Consider the following 14,494-nt stretch of genomic DNA (forward strand, 5'->3'; position numbering starts at 1 on the left):
ACCATAAAGTTACTGAAATTCAGTCACTTGACCATCTTTTTTATGTTAAACTTTGTTCATATATGTCTGAATATTAATTAGTTATTAAATATTTACCGAAGTATTGTTACATATAAAACCAAGAAAAAGTCGATTTACTGTGCAAAATATACTAAGACATTTTGAATTACTTTCCGATGCAGAACTTGCTAAAGATGTTCCCCAGAATTTCATCGGTGGATATTTGCCCGGTAATTTCCCCGAGGTAGAACATGCACTCACGGATATCCTGTGATATAAAATCGCTGGAGATACCGATCTCCAGTCCCTCTTTAACCCGACGGACGGCTTCCAGCGCTTTTACCAATGCCTCGTAGTGGCGCAGGTTGGTCACAATCACATCGTGTTCGCCTATTTGCGGGATAGCCGCCGCTTTTAACAGCAGCTGCTGCAAAACGTCGGTATTCTGTTGTTTCTTTGCCGATATAAACAGGCGTTCGGACTTCAGTTCAGGCAGGATATGTTCTTTTTCGACCCGTTCGGCATCTGGCAAGAGATCGGCTTTGTTGAACAACAGCAACACATGCTTGTCAGCAAGTTTGGGGACAATGGATTCGGCAAGCGACTCTATTTTCTCCACGGGAGTAGTTAGATCAATCATCCACAACACAATGGAGGCCTGCCCGATTTTTTGAAAAGTGCGTTCGATCCCCATCGTCTCAATGGTATCGGTAGTGTGACGGATACCTGCGGTATCGATAAACCGGAAAGAGACTCCGCTGATGTTTACGGTATCTTCAATCACGTCACGCGTGGTGCCGTGGATATCGGAAACAATGGCTTTTTCTTCGTTTAACAGCAGGTTCAGCAACGTGGATTTTCCGGCATTGGTCTCTCCGATAATGGCAACAGGAATACCGTTCTTGATCGCATTCCCCAACTGAAACGAACGAGCCAGCTTATCAATCTCGCGTTCAATCTCTTCCGTCAGTTCGTAAAGTTTCTGCCGGTTGGCAAACTCCACATCCTCTTCCGGAAAATCCAGTTCGAGCTCGACCAACGACACAAACTGCAACAACTTATCCCGTAACTCCGCCAGTTTTCCGGCAAACCCGCCGCGCATCTGGTTCATGGCCACACGGTGCGAAGCCTGCGATGCGGAGGCAATCAGATCAGCTACCGCTTCTGCCTGGCTCAGGTCGAATTTGCCGTTTCCGAACGCACGGCGTGTAAACTCGCCTGGCTGTGCCAAGCGGACACCCCGGGCAATCAGTGCCTCCACAATCTTCTGCTGGATGTATACCGAACCGTGGCACGAGATCTCCACGCTCTCCTCACCCGTAAACGAATGCGGAGCACGAAAAACGGTAACAAGTACCTCATCAGTAACTTCGTTGTTAAACACGATCTGTCCGAAAAGTACCGTGTTTGCCTTTGTCCCAGCCAGTTTTTTACCGGATGGTGAAACAAAAAGGGTATCGGTCACAGCAATAGATCCCTCTCCCGATAAGCGGATAACGGCTATCGCACCCATCCCGGGCGGAGTGGATACCGCACAGATAATATCATTCATATGCGTTGTGAATTAATACCGGAAACTACTCCCTCCCAAAAACTCCCTCAGCAGGGAAGTGGGCGGCAATTCCCTGTCGGCAATATAATTGAAATAACGCAAAAACTTCAGTAAGCGATAAGCTTCGGAATATTCTTCCACCACACGGGGAACCTGTTGCAAAACCGGCTCGGCATGGCGACGGATGGCGGCCAGCTCGTAGATCATGGCCGAGTTGAACATCACGTCGGCGTTCTCCTGATACGGAAAAATCCACTTCTCTTCGCCCCGGCGAACGCTGTCCCACCGCGAAATGGTATCTCGAGCAGAATATCCGCGGTACCGGTTGTCACGGACAATCCTTCGCAACAGCCGGTTGTCCGCAGGCGGGATCCAGTTGTGGTTGTCCAGCGAGATGGAGGTGAGCGCCGAAACATAGATCATATACTTTTTATCGCGAGCAATGTGTTCCGTCAGCTTGGGATTGAGCGCATGGATCCCCTCAACGATCAGCACACTTTTTTTATCCATAACGAGACGACGGTTCCTGAACTCTCTTTTCCCGGTCACAAAATTGTACGATGGCAACTCAATCTCCTCCTCATTAAGCAGTGTTATGATCTGATTTTCAAAAAGATCCAGGTCAATAGCGTAAAGCGATTCGTAATCTTTTTCGCCAAACTCATCAAGCGGAGTCAGGTCGCGGTCGATAAAATAATCATCAAGTGAGATACCCACCGGCTTCAGCCTGTTCACATAAAGCTGTACTTCCAGCCGCTTCCTGAAGGTTGTTTTTCCAGACGATGACGGCCCCGAGATCAGTACAACCCGCAAACCATCGTTGTATCTTTCTGTAATTTCTTTGGCAATATCGGCAATTTCATTCGCCTGGTAAGCTTCCGAAACCTGAATAATCTCTGAAATTTTATTTGTTCGGATAGCCTTGTTCAAATCGCCCACATTATCCAGCTTACTTATCTTCAGAAACTCGAGATGCTCCCTATAAACCTTCAGCAACTTCTGCTGCGGGATGACCGGCTCCAGCTCAACCGGATTTTGCCTGTTAGGCACCACAAGCAAAAAGCCGCCGTTATAGGGAACAACATCAAACAAATGAAGATAGGCCGATGAAGGCAGCAGACAACCGTAATAATAATCGATATAATTGTCCAGTTTTGAGTAACGTGCATACAACAAATCATCAGAAGTCTCAAGCAATAGCGCTTTGTCTTTCATTCCGTTTTCGCGGAACAGCTTTACCACTTCCGCAATCTCTTCTTCCACTTGAATAAACGGAATATCGGCATCGATAATTTCCTGCATCCGTTTTTTGACCGCCATCAGCTCCTTTTCTCCTACCTCCACGTTGCTCTCTATGTGGAAATAGTATCCCCTCGAAACGGCGTGTTCAATGTACACTTCCGCATCCGGCAAAGTGTCGTCAACGGCTTTCGACAGCACGAAGCACAACGAGCGGACGTATGTCCGCATGGCCGAAGAGTCACTGATGTCGACGTACTCCACCCTACGTGGACGGTAGACCTGGTATGTCAGCGATTCTGTTTTATTGTTCACTTTTGCATTCGCAATGAGGTATGGTTTTTTCACTCCGAACACTTCGATCAGTTCTTCCAAGGAAGAACCCACCCTAACATCCTTGTATTCATTGGTGTTAAGGCAATGAATACGAACAGTATCAGTCATGTTTTTTTCAATTAATTTTCACAAATATTTGCAATCAAGCCTATTTTAGCTATATTTGCACGCTAATATACGCTATTTTTGGAAAATGGACTACAGTTTCTTCGACTTTTTAAAGCTTATAGGCTCACTTGCTCTCTTCCTTTACGGCATGAAGATTATGAGCGAAGGCCTGCAAAAACTGGCAGGAAATAAGCTCAGAACAATTTTGTCAGCGATGACAAAAAACCGCGTCATGGGTGTTTTAACGGGTGTCCTGATCACCGCACTCATCCAATCTTCGTCAGCCACTACGGTTATGGTGGTGAGTTTTGTTAATGCCGGATTGCTGAGCTTGGTCCAATCCATCGGTGTTATCATGGGAGCCAACATCGGGACAACGGTTACGGCGTGGATAATTTCTCTGTTTGGATTCGGGAAATTTTCCATCAGCGCTTTATCCATCCCGTTGATGGGGATTGCCCTCCCCTTGATTTTCTCATCGAAAAGCAAAAACAAATCTACCGGCGAATTCATCTTTGGTTTTGCATTTCTTTTTATGGGCCTCGATTTCCTGAAAAGCGCAATGCCTGACCTTCAGAACAATCCCGAAGTGCTGTCGTTCGTACAAAACTTCTCCGACATGGGTATCGGATCGGTTCTTATTTTTCTGCTGATAGGATCTGTTTTGACCATCCTTGTGCAGTCGTCGAGTGCAACCGTGGCCCTTACCCTGATTATGGCAACAAAGGGATGGATCGATTTCCCGGCTGCGGCAGCAATGATTATGGGTGAAAACATCGGCACCACCATTACGGCAAACCTGGCAGCCATTCCGGCAAACCTGTCGGCAAAAAGAGCCGCCTTCGCCCATTTCATGTTCAATGTGCTGGGTGTCATCTGGATGTTGTTTGTATTCAAGTATTTCGTAAATATGGTGGAAGGGCTGGTAACCTCTTTCGGGCCGGCCAATCCGGCTGAAATGTCGGCGTTTATCTCATCCCTCTCTCCCGAAGAGTATACACAGATAACAACACTTTCAAAATCGGAACTTTCTGCGGACCTGGTGTCCAAACAGAACATGTACCTCAGTTACCAGGGAGCTACCTCATACGGATTGTCGCTTTTTCACACGTTGTTCAACATTTGCAACGTATCATTGATGATCTGGTTTGTAAAGGTATACGAAAAAATATGCATCAACGTTGTTCGTCCGAAAGCCGGAGAGGAAGACGATGAAGAATTTGTTCTTCAGTACATTTCCACGGGAATCTTATCCACGGCAGAGCTCTCTATCCTGCAAGCCGAAAAAGAGACGGAGGTGTATGCCAAGCGGGCACGGAAAATGTTTGGATTTGTCAAGAAGATGACCAACATGGACCACAACGACAAGAAATTCCTGAAGCTATACAACCGGTTGGAGAAATATGAAGATATCTGCGACCAGATGGAAGTTGAAATTGGATCCTATCTAAGCAAGGTTTCCGAAGGAAGGCTTAGCCACCAGAGTAAAGAACATATTCGTGCCATTCTTCGTGCCGTAACGGAAATAGAAAGTATTGCGGATTCGTGCTGTAACATCGGCCGCCACCTGAAACGGAAGATGGAAGCAAACGTTGTTTTTGAAGAGAACATCCTTACCAACATCAACTCGATGTATGGATTGCTGGATAAGGCATACGAGAACATGCAGCTGGTTCTGAAGAACCAGCAGATTTCGGAAAAAGAGCTGCACGAAAGCCAAAGCATAGAAAGCACCATCAATAACAAGCGAAACACACTGAAACAGAAAAATGTGGAAGACCTGAACGAAAACCGGTATTCTTACCTGAACGGCGTGTTCTATATGGACATTACTTCGGAGTGTGAACGGATGGGGGACTACATCATCAATGTAATCGAATCACTGAAAGTGAAACCGGATTGAATTCTGTGCCGGTGACTAAAAAAAAATTCCTACCTTCGTAGTTTAATAAACAACGGCAACAATGAAGGATAACGACTGGAAAAAGCGGTTGAATATTGTTTACTCAACCAACCCCGATTATCACTATCAAGATGGGGAAGCGGAAGAGGAAATCACTCTTCCCAAGGAGAAGCAACTTCTGCGTGTGAGCCTTGACAAACGGAACCGGAAAGGGAAAGCCGTTACATTGATTACCGGATTTGCAGGGACAAACGAAGCATTGGAGACATTAGGAAAACTGCTGAAAACCAGATGCGGTGTGGGTGGTTCAGCCAAGGACGGAGAGATTATCGTTCAGGGCGACCACCGGCAAAAAGTGCTCGAGATACTGCAAAAAGAGGGATATGCAAAATCGCGCGTCATCTGACTTCAACCACCTGCTGCTCATAAAAGCTTCTGCCGGGTCGGGAAAAACACACCGGCTGACCGGAGAATACCTGCGCCTGCTTTTTTCTGCCGAAAACCAATACAGGCACATCCTGGCTGTTACCTTCACCAACAAGGCTACGGATGAAATGAAGTCACGCGTTGTAGAAGAGCTCTACAAGCTCACAAAAGAAGAAGGCTCAAGTTATTTGGAAGAGCTGAAAAAAGAATTCCGGCTCCCGGAAAACAGAATCAGAGAAAGAGCCGCAACTATCCTCGAAAGTATTCTTCACGACTATTCCGCTTTTTCCATCAGTACCATAGACCGTTTTTTTCAACAAACCCTGCGTGCTTTCACGCGTGAAATGGGTTTGTCGGGAGGGTATAAACTGGAACTCGACGACAATTTTGTGCTGACGCAGATTATCGACTTGATGATCTTTGAACTCGACAAGCCCCAAAACAAAGAACTCGCCGGATGGATCCTCGATTACATGAGACACCAGATTGAGGACGGGAAAAGCTGGAACATCAAACAAAACATCGGCAAGTTGGCCGGACAACTCTTCAACGAGAAATACAAGCTGCTGGACAATGACGACAAGCTGAAAATTGAAGACAAAAAACAGCTGAACGATTACCGGCAGACATTGCTGAAGATCATCCGGTCGTGGGAAGGTGAATTGAAATCTACCGGAGCGCGCGCGTTACATCTGATGGAACGATTCGGGCTGAACTACACCGATTTCAAGCACGGCAAAAACTCCGGGTTTCTGGCTTTCATCAAATTGGCCAATGGAGATTTTAAAAAGCCATCGCCCCGTTTTTTTAGTCGTGCCGACAACCTGGAAGATTGGGTAACCACCAAAAGCGAGAAAAAGCCGGCAATAGAGTCTGCCTATTACGAAGGGCTCAACGATTGCGTGAAACAAGCCGTAAACCTGTTCGAAAACAACCTCTCCTACAACACCGCCGTAAGTATCCTGCAAAACTACCACACGCTGGGGATCCTCAACGACATACGAAACCGCCTGCAGGAATACCAGCAGGAAAACAACACCCTTTTCCTTTCCGACACAACCGAACTGTTGAACAGGATTGTTTCCGACAGCGAATCGCCCTTTATCTACGAAAAAACAGGCACGCGCATCAACCACTATATGATTGATGAGTTCCAGGATACTTCATCCATGCAATGGCAGAATTTTAAACCGTTAATCAAGGAGAGCCTGGACGGCGGACATTTCAACCTGATTGTCGGGGACGTGAAACAAAGCATATACCGTTGGCGGAATTCCGACTGGGAGTTGTTGGAAAGCCGGATCCTGCAGGATTTCAGCGACAACATTATCCGCAACAACGTGCTTGAAATGAATTGGCGTAGTGATTTCAACATCGTGAATTTCAACAATTCCGTCTTTTCCGCCGCAGCGGCAATCTTGCAAAAAAAATTCAATACCTCTGCAGAATTACAGGAGAATCCCAACGGGAAAATTACAGAAGCCTACCAACACGTCCGGCAACAGGTTCCGTCGGGTAAAAGTCCGGGCGAGGGGTATGTCAAAATTTCGTTCCTCGACACCTCTGACAAGGAAAACGACTGGAAATCAAAGGCATTAGAACAGCTTCCTCTCGAGATCGAGCGCTTGCAGGACCAGGGATTCGCCTTAAAAGACATTGCCATCCTGGTGCGGAAGAACGACGAAGCAATAGAGGTTGCCGAGACCCTGCTGAACTACAAGGAAAAGAACCTCCAATCCGGTTACCGGTACGACATCATATCAAACGAGGCACTCGTCATCGGTAATGCGCAAAGTGTGAAGGCCGTCATTGCCTTGCTCCGCCATTTTCAGAACCGCAACGATGAAACCCGCCGCATGCTTGCCGTATATGAATATTACCGATTTCACCGGGGTCTGTTGCCCGATAAGGCTATCAGCAACTATTTTGATGAAGGAGCGAAGGATTTCCCCGTTGAAGTCAAACCGGAACTTCACCGCATCTCCACCCTGCCTTTTTACGAGATGATCGAGGCTTTTTTCGCGATGAGTGTGGATGCGCTCAATGAAAAGGAAAATGCTTACGTACAGGCATTTATGGATATTGTGCTGAAGTTCAGCACCGATGCTTCATCGAACATCAATGATTTTCTGGAATGGTGGGACGAAAAAGGATCGGGGAAAACACTTTTTTCGCCCGACGAACAAGATGCCATCCGGTTGGTCACCATACACAAATCCAAGGGATTGGGGTTTGGTGCCGTTATTATGCCGTTCTTAAAATGGGACATCGACCATACCGGCAATATGGGGCCTGTTTTGTGGTGTAAGCCCACGGTGGAACCTTTTAACAGGCTTGGAACCATTCCACTGCAGTATAAGAGCTCTCTCGAAAACACCCTCTTCAAAGAGGACTACCTGAAGGAGAAGCTGTACACATACATAGACAACCTGAATCTGCTTTATGTGGCTTTCACACGCGCCAAGAACCGCATCATCGCCGTTGCGCCTAAACCTGTAGGGGACGCCGTTAACGATATCAATTCGCTGTTGTGGCAGACATTTAAATCGGACGGGAAAAATGAAGGAGAGCTTTTGCTAAGTGATTATCTCACCGGACAGGAAAACAACGCGGTTTTCGAGTTGGGAACCCCTACTCTGCTCCAGCGTAAAACAGAAAAAGGATCGGCTTCCAAGCTGGATTCGGGAAAATGGCAATCCATCCCGTTCAACAACCGACTTAAGCTGCGGTTAAACTCAGCAGGCTTTTTTTCCGAAGATGGAAGCCGTGCCTACGGAACACTTATGCACGAGATCATCAGTAGCATACAAGACCTTGGCGACCTGGCCGGTGCTGTTGAAAAAAAATATATTTCGGGGGAAATCGATGCCGGTGAAAAAAACGAGATAACCGGACTGCTCACACACATTTTGTCAGATCCGGGGATTGCTGAATGGTATTCAGGAAAATACCGTGTCATCAACGAAACAGAAGTACTTCATCCGGCTTTCGGCTTTAGCCGGCCCGACAGGATAATGATTGGAGATAACGAGGCAATCGTGGTGGACTACAAATTTGGCGAAAGGGAAGAAGAACAATACAAACGCCAGGTGAGACATTACGTCAGGTTAATAAAAGAGATGGGATACAACAATGTGAAAGGATACGTGTTTTACGTGAAAATAGGGAAAGTAATCGAAGTCGGGACAATCTAAAGATTATGCTAAAAGAAATGCTATACGTGGGATTGGGGGGTGGAGCCGGCAGTATACTGCGGTTCCTTACCTCGAAAATCGTGGCGAAGTATGCGCACGATTATTTTCTATTTTTAGGGACGTTCGCCGCAAACATTATCGGGTGTTTCCTGATAGGGGTTTTGTCGGGGTGGATGCTCGCCAACCAACCCGATAATCAACCGTTCAGGTTGCTTTTTATCGTAGGATTCTGCGGCGGATACACTACATTTTCGACGTTTGCTTTTGAGAACCTCCGGTTACTGGAACTCGGCCAGTGGACGCTGTTGCTGGGCTACACCCTGTTCAGCGTTGTCCTGGGGATCTTTGCCGCCTGGGCGGGAATGAAAATCGGTGGTTAAAAAAATGAAGAAAACACAATGAACTCATCAATCAAATTTACCTTGACCGTCTTTTTTACGGTTATCAGTACCTCAGCCGTCTTTGCACAGACCGATTCCGTCTTGCTGAGAGAGATCAACTCCTTGAAACAGACAGTAAACGACTATCAGCATCGTTTTGATGTATTGGAAAAGCAAATCGACGACCTGATGTGGTTCCGGCGGTTGGAAGATATTGCCCATGTCGACAAAGTGAGGATAACCAGTACTCCCCGATGGAAACCGAAAGACCCTGACGACCGCTTCGCAGGCAACAAATTACAGTTCTATACCTATGTGTTCATTCCCAAAACTGTGGACACCAACAGGAAATACCCGCTAATTGTCCTGCCACACAGCGGGATTCATGCCAACTTTTCTACCTACTACGCACACATCGTACGCGAGCTGATTGCCCAGGAATACGTGGTGGTATCGGCGGAATACCGGGGCAGCACGGGATACGGAAAAACCACGTACGAAAACATCGATTACGGCGGCCGTGAAAACGACGATGTACTGGAAAGTCGGAACTATATGATTGATAACTATAGCTTTGTGGATTCCACCCGCGTGGGTATCATCGGGTGGAGCCACGGTGGAATGATTGCGTTGATGCAAATCTTGCAGCACGGCGACAACTACCAATGTGCGTTTGCCGGAGTGCCCGTAAGCGACTTGGAAAACCGGCTGGCCTCGCACGAAGAGAGTTACACGGATTACTTCACGGCACCTCACCATATCGGGGAAAGTATCCGGGAAAATCCCGGAGAATATGCAAGGCGCTCCCCCACTCACTACGCCAGGAACCTGAACAAACCGTTGTTAATTTACACCAACACCAACGACAACGACGTCTATGTGGAAGAAGTAAAATTAATGATCGAAACCCTGAAAAAAGAGGGTAAACAGTTTGAATACACCATCTTTGAAGAAGCATCTGGCGGGCACGGCTTCGACCGTATCGACAGCAAGGAGGCCACCGATATCCGCTATGGCGTGCATAAATTTCTGGAACGTTACCTGAATCCGCCCAAACCGTTCAAATCGGCGGCAGAAATGCGTGTGGCGGCGTACGGATTTTAAGCTTATGCTTCTATTTCGTTTTAATAATTATCACCCCGTTCTTCCCCTCGTCACCGTAAATTTCATTAGCGGATTTATCCTTTAATACTGTTATCGACTCAATCTTATCGGGATTAACGGTATTTAGCTCAAAGTCTGCCGGCATTTTTTTTTCGTCAACAACAATCAAGGGTTTTCCCTTCAACCCATGAGTCGAAATTATTGCATGTTGAGCCGGCTTTTTCATCGTAATCAACACCACACCGTTTTTCCCGTCTTCGCCGTAAAGGAACGTGGATGTCTCGTTCTTCAGAACATCTATCGATTTGATTTCCTTGGGATTGATTCCCTTAAGTTCTTCTTCCGAAGTTCGTTTTCCATCCACGATAAGCAACGGTTGCATTCCGTCCGGGGTACGGATTCCGATAACATTCTCACCCTCCTTTTCCCGGATTTTAAGACCTCGCAATTCTCCTTTGAGGGAGGACATCTGTCCTGAACCCACAGCAATCACCTCCTCGGGAGATAACACGATAACCAGATTGTCTTTCGCTTCATCGACCGTATATTCCGAAGATTTATAATTAATCATCGAAAACACGAGCGTACTGCCTTTATCCACTTTTATTACAAATTTTCCTTGTGAGTCAGTGATGGTTCCCCGGTTTGTTCCTTTAATAACAACAGCTGCCCCCATTATAATACCCTGGTTGTCTTTCACTAAACCAGATACAGTAAGCTTTTCCTCAAACGCGATGACAAAATCTGAACTATCCTTCGTCAAAACTCGTGTGTTCCCTAATTCTAACGGATTTTTTGTCAAATCTGCCCGATCATCGGCAATAATTATCGAATCCCCCATTTGAGTCGTCATTATCTCGTTTTCAGAAGTGTTTTCAATTTCCTTTTCCACCACTTTCGCATTCAGTTTAGGAACCGAGAGGACGACCATAGCCAGAAACAACACGGGAAGCGCCGCCGTGTAGCTCCATTTCATTTGTTTGTTGGTTTTGTTTTTCATCATCATTGTAATTCTTTTGTGCAAGTCGCGCTGACGGAAGTTGTTTGCCAAAGCAAACTTATGTTCGCCCACACTCTTGCGGATTAATAAAAGTTGATATTGTTTTGCATCGGTGCCGCTGGTAAGGACCTGTTCGTCGGCCTGGTATTCGTGAACCGATTGAATTTCCCTTCGCAGCAGCCACGAGAAAGGGTTAAACCAGAAAACACACGTGAACAGATCGAAAAAAATCATATCGTATGAATGTAGCAAATGAATATGTGCCCGTTCGTGATTGATGATAGCCCGATTGTCTGCCGTAATGTCTTTGCGTGACAAAACAATGTTTTTCATCCAACTGAACGGCGCAATATCTTTATCGGTTACACATAAAACTGTTTCGTCGGCCAATGACTGCTTCTCTGCCTTCCGAATAATACGGATAAGCTGATTCAGTCCCGCCAGGTAACGCAAAACAGCGAAAAGGAATCCGGCGGCAAACAGAACCGACAGTACCGGCACCCATGGAATTACAATATGTGGTTGCGGTCCAACAATCTCACTCACTGGAATATTCGAGGGATCTAAGGCAAATGTTTCTGCGATTGGTTCTACTTTTTTTACGGGAAGCAAACTGAAACGCAAGACCGGAAGCACGACGACCAGCATCACGATCGATATCAACAAAAAACGATTGAAGCGATGAAACGTATTTTTTCCGAAAAAAAGCCTGTAGAAACCGTAAAAAAAGGCCATCAGAACGGAGGCGCGAAGCAGGTAATATAAAAATGTTTCCATTTGTCAGTATTTGTGTTTGTCTTTTTTTTAAGAATTTAAATTGAATTAGATTGAATAAGATTGAAAAACAGGCAGCCCACTATCAATCTCCATCAATCTTTTTCAATCTATCATCAATATTACTAAAACATGGCAGTAATTTTTTATTTTCAGTTCTCATTCAACTTTTCCACTTCGTCCAGCAGTTTCCTCACCTCTTCCACCGAAATATTCTCCTCTTTGATCAACGACGAGACTACGCTCAGGTACGAATTATCGAAATACCTCCTCACCACATTCCGAAGCGTTCCGTTGCGATACTCCTCTTCCGTAATTACGGCAAAATAGCGGTATGTGGTCCCAAATGTTTCGTGAGACAAAAAACCTTTCTCTTCCAGTGCCCGCACATAGGTGGATAACGTATTGAAATGCGGCTTCGGTTCGGGATACATTTCTACGAGTTGCTTCACAAACAACGCATCGTTTTCCCAAAAATAACGCATAACTTCTTCTTCTTTGGCTGTTAATTGTTTCATTTTTTACAGAGGTTAGATGTCAGACTTCAGACCACATTAAGCGTGGAGAAATTTACTATGGCACAAATATAACTATTTTTTTTAGTTTTGAAACTAATTTATATAGTTAAAAGAACTAAAGAGTATAGTTAAAATTAAAAGTGAAAAATAAACCGACTGGTTATCAATCGGTTTATAAATATATAATCAGATAGTATTAACGTAGCTGACAGATTAACCCTTTTCCTTCAACCTCCCGTTTTTCTTCAACGCCTGATCCAGGACCCACTGGATTTGGCCATTAACACTGCGAAACTCATCAGTAGCCCACTTTTCAATAGCCTCCATCGTTTCTGAGTCCAGCCGCAATGCGAAGTTCCGGGTTGTTTTTTCTTTTTTAGCCATTTTCAATCCTTCGTTTTGCCCAATTTAACCAAAATTTCGGCAAGAAATTCAGCCTGCATTGTTCCGATAAGCACTTTTTTGCCGTTCATCAACACAAGCTGCAACCCCTTGTTTCCAGACATGGTAAAAGCTCTTCCCGCATTTATGGAAAACCGGATACCCCAGCCACCGAATTCTTTTATGGGTTTATAATCTCTGACATACACCTTATGCAAGTTACTCCAATCGTAAAACTTATACCGGAAATGAAACGGGAAAAATTTCACGTAAACACCTTCTTCGTTAATGTAAGTAAACAGTTTTGCACCGAGGATTGCCACACTCAACAAGAGCATGGCTGCGGCAACAATTATTAATCCGGCATCGTTCATCGGGTTAGTTCCCCACTCCTTTCCCAGTAGAAGCTGTTGAATACAACCCCACAAAAAAAGGGCGTTAATCCCCAGCAAGAGAATCCATGTCCACCACTGGCGAAACCGCTGTACTTCGTAAAATTCAACCGGTTCTTTTTTCATCATTCTTGACTTTATCCTTTAACCCTGGCTCGCTTACTGATACAATGTTCCTGTATTCAATACCGGCTGCGCCGATTCATCGGCACAAAGCACTACTAACAGGTTACTTACCATGGCTGCCTTTTTATCGCTGTCCATCTCAATGATGTTTTCGTCTTCAATGCGTTCGAGCGCCATCTTTACCATCGACACCGCTCCTTCAACAATCTTCTCGCGTGCCGAGATAATGGCTTCGGCTTGTTGGCGGCGAAGCATCACGGCTGCAATTTCGGGAGCATATGCCAGGTAATTGATGCGCGCTTCAACAATTTCTATACCCGCCATTTCCAAACGGTTGTTCAACTCGTTGAGCAAATCCACGTTCACCTCGTCACCTCCCGAACGGAGCGTAATTGCCGCATCCGATACCACATTATTGTCGTAAGCGTATTGCCCGGCAACCTGACGCAAAGCGGCATCACTCTGAACAGCAACAAAGTTTTCAAACGCATCCATTTGTTTACTCACCGAATAAGTTACCGTGCCGTCTTTGCCCGGTTTGGAAGCCGCCATTGTCTGTGCGTCAATTTCAAACATTGCCTTGTACGTATCTTTAAGTTTCCAAACCAATACCAATCCTATCAAAATGGGATTTCCCACTTTATCGTTGACTTTTATCGGATTCACATTCAGGTTTCTGGCACGCATCGATAGTTTTTTCTTGGACATGAACGGATTAACCCAAAAGAATCCGGTTTCTTTTAAAACACCCTTGTATTTTCCAAAGAAAATCATCACTACTGCTTCATTGGGTTCGAGTTTTACAAATCCGAAAAGCAGAACAAACCAGATCAACGCCAAAAAACAACCGGCAATAACCCCTGCATTACCCCCAAAAAAACAAAAAACAGTTCCCCCAAGCATTAGAAGTAACAAAAAAAGCATAAGAAACCCGTTGACTTTAAAACTCTTAAAATTAAATTCCTTTGTTTCCATATCGATTAATTTAAAATGATATTATTTCAATATCACAAATATATTAAGTATTTTTATACCTCCCAAATTTTCAGCGTTTTTTTTGT

At 45.3% G+C, this 14,494-nt stretch carries 12 protein-coding genes; 5 read left to right on the plus strand and 7 right to left on the minus strand.

Going from position 1 to position 14,494, the window contains the following annotated elements:
- Positions 1-166: 166 nt before the first annotated feature.
- Entirely contained in the window at positions 167-1,552 is a 1,386-nt protein-coding gene (gene mnmE, locus AACM02_RS10870) for a tRNA uridine-5-carboxymethylaminomethyl(34) synthesis GTPase MnmE (protein WP_339116985.1), read from the minus strand.
- Between the two features lie 12 nt (positions 1,553-1,564).
- The gene (locus AACM02_RS10875) at positions 1,565-3,235 is read right to left on the minus strand and encodes a nucleoside kinase (RefSeq protein WP_339116986.1); all 1,671 of its coding nucleotides are present in this window, start codon (positions 3,233-3,235) and stop codon (positions 1,565-1,567) included.
- 85 nt (positions 3,236-3,320) lie between these two features.
- Between AACM02_RS10875 and AACM02_RS10880 the strand changes: the two genes are divergently transcribed.
- From AACM02_RS10880 to AACM02_RS10900, 5 genes are all read left to right on the plus strand, one after another.
- On the plus strand, positions 3,321-5,138 hold the full coding sequence (locus AACM02_RS10880) for a Na/Pi cotransporter family protein (protein ID WP_339116987.1): 1,818 nt from the start codon (positions 3,321-3,323) through the stop codon (positions 5,136-5,138).
- A gap of 61 nt (positions 5,139-5,199) precedes the next feature.
- Positions 5,200-5,544, plus strand: coding sequence for a translation initiation factor (locus tag AACM02_RS10885; RefSeq protein ID WP_332457428.1), 345 nt, complete (start codon positions 5,200-5,202; stop codon positions 5,542-5,544).
- A complete protein-coding gene (locus tag AACM02_RS10890; RefSeq protein WP_339116988.1) occupies positions 5,522-8,758 on the plus strand; it encodes a UvrD-helicase domain-containing protein in 3,237 nt (1,078 codons plus the stop codon). The genes AACM02_RS10885 and AACM02_RS10890 overlap by 23 nt, the downstream gene beginning before the upstream one ends.
- Positions 8,759-8,763: 5 nt before the next feature.
- Positions 8,764-9,138: a fluoride efflux transporter CrcB gene (gene crcB / locus AACM02_RS10895; protein WP_214062864.1), complete on the plus strand. Its 375-nt coding sequence runs from the start codon at positions 8,764-8,766 to the stop codon at positions 9,136-9,138.
- 18 nt (positions 9,139-9,156) lie between these two features.
- Positions 9,157-10,242 carry a prolyl oligopeptidase family serine peptidase gene (locus tag AACM02_RS10900; protein WP_339116989.1) on the plus strand — a complete coding sequence of 362 codons (1,086 nt, stop codon included), beginning with the start codon at positions 9,157-9,159 and terminating at the stop codon, positions 10,240-10,242.
- Positions 10,243-10,252: 10 nt separating this feature from the next.
- On the opposite strand, the gene AACM02_RS10905 is transcribed toward AACM02_RS10900, so the two are convergent.
- The 5 genes from AACM02_RS10905 to AACM02_RS10925 form a co-directional block, all read right to left on the minus strand.
- On the minus strand, positions 10,253-12,019 hold the full coding sequence (locus tag AACM02_RS10905; RefSeq protein ID WP_339116990.1) for a carboxypeptidase-like regulatory domain-containing protein: 1,767 nt from the start codon (positions 12,017-12,019) through the stop codon (positions 10,253-10,255).
- 149 nt (positions 12,020-12,168) lie between these two features.
- A complete protein-coding gene (locus tag AACM02_RS10910; RefSeq protein WP_339116991.1) occupies positions 12,169-12,534 on the minus strand; it encodes a BlaI/MecI/CopY family transcriptional regulator in 366 nt (121 codons plus the stop codon).
- 213 nt (positions 12,535-12,747) lie between these two features.
- Positions 12,748-12,918: an Arc family DNA-binding protein gene (locus tag AACM02_RS10915; RefSeq protein WP_339116992.1), complete on the minus strand. Its 171-nt coding sequence runs from the start codon at positions 12,916-12,918 to the stop codon at positions 12,748-12,750.
- A gap of 2 nt (positions 12,919-12,920) precedes the next feature.
- On the minus strand, positions 12,921-13,436 hold the full coding sequence (locus tag AACM02_RS10920; RefSeq protein ID WP_339116993.1) for a hypothetical protein: 516 nt from the start codon (positions 13,434-13,436) through the stop codon (positions 12,921-12,923).
- 30 nt (positions 13,437-13,466) lie between these two features.
- Entirely contained in the window at positions 13,467-14,408 is a 942-nt protein-coding gene (locus AACM02_RS10925; protein WP_332457435.1) for an SPFH domain-containing protein, read from the minus strand.
- Positions 14,409-14,494: the final 86 nt, after the last annotated feature.

Source organism: Petrimonas sp., assembly GCF_963921705.1.
GTDB lineage: Bacteria > Bacteroidota > Bacteroidia > Bacteroidales > Dysgonomonadaceae > Petrimonas > Petrimonas sulfuriphila.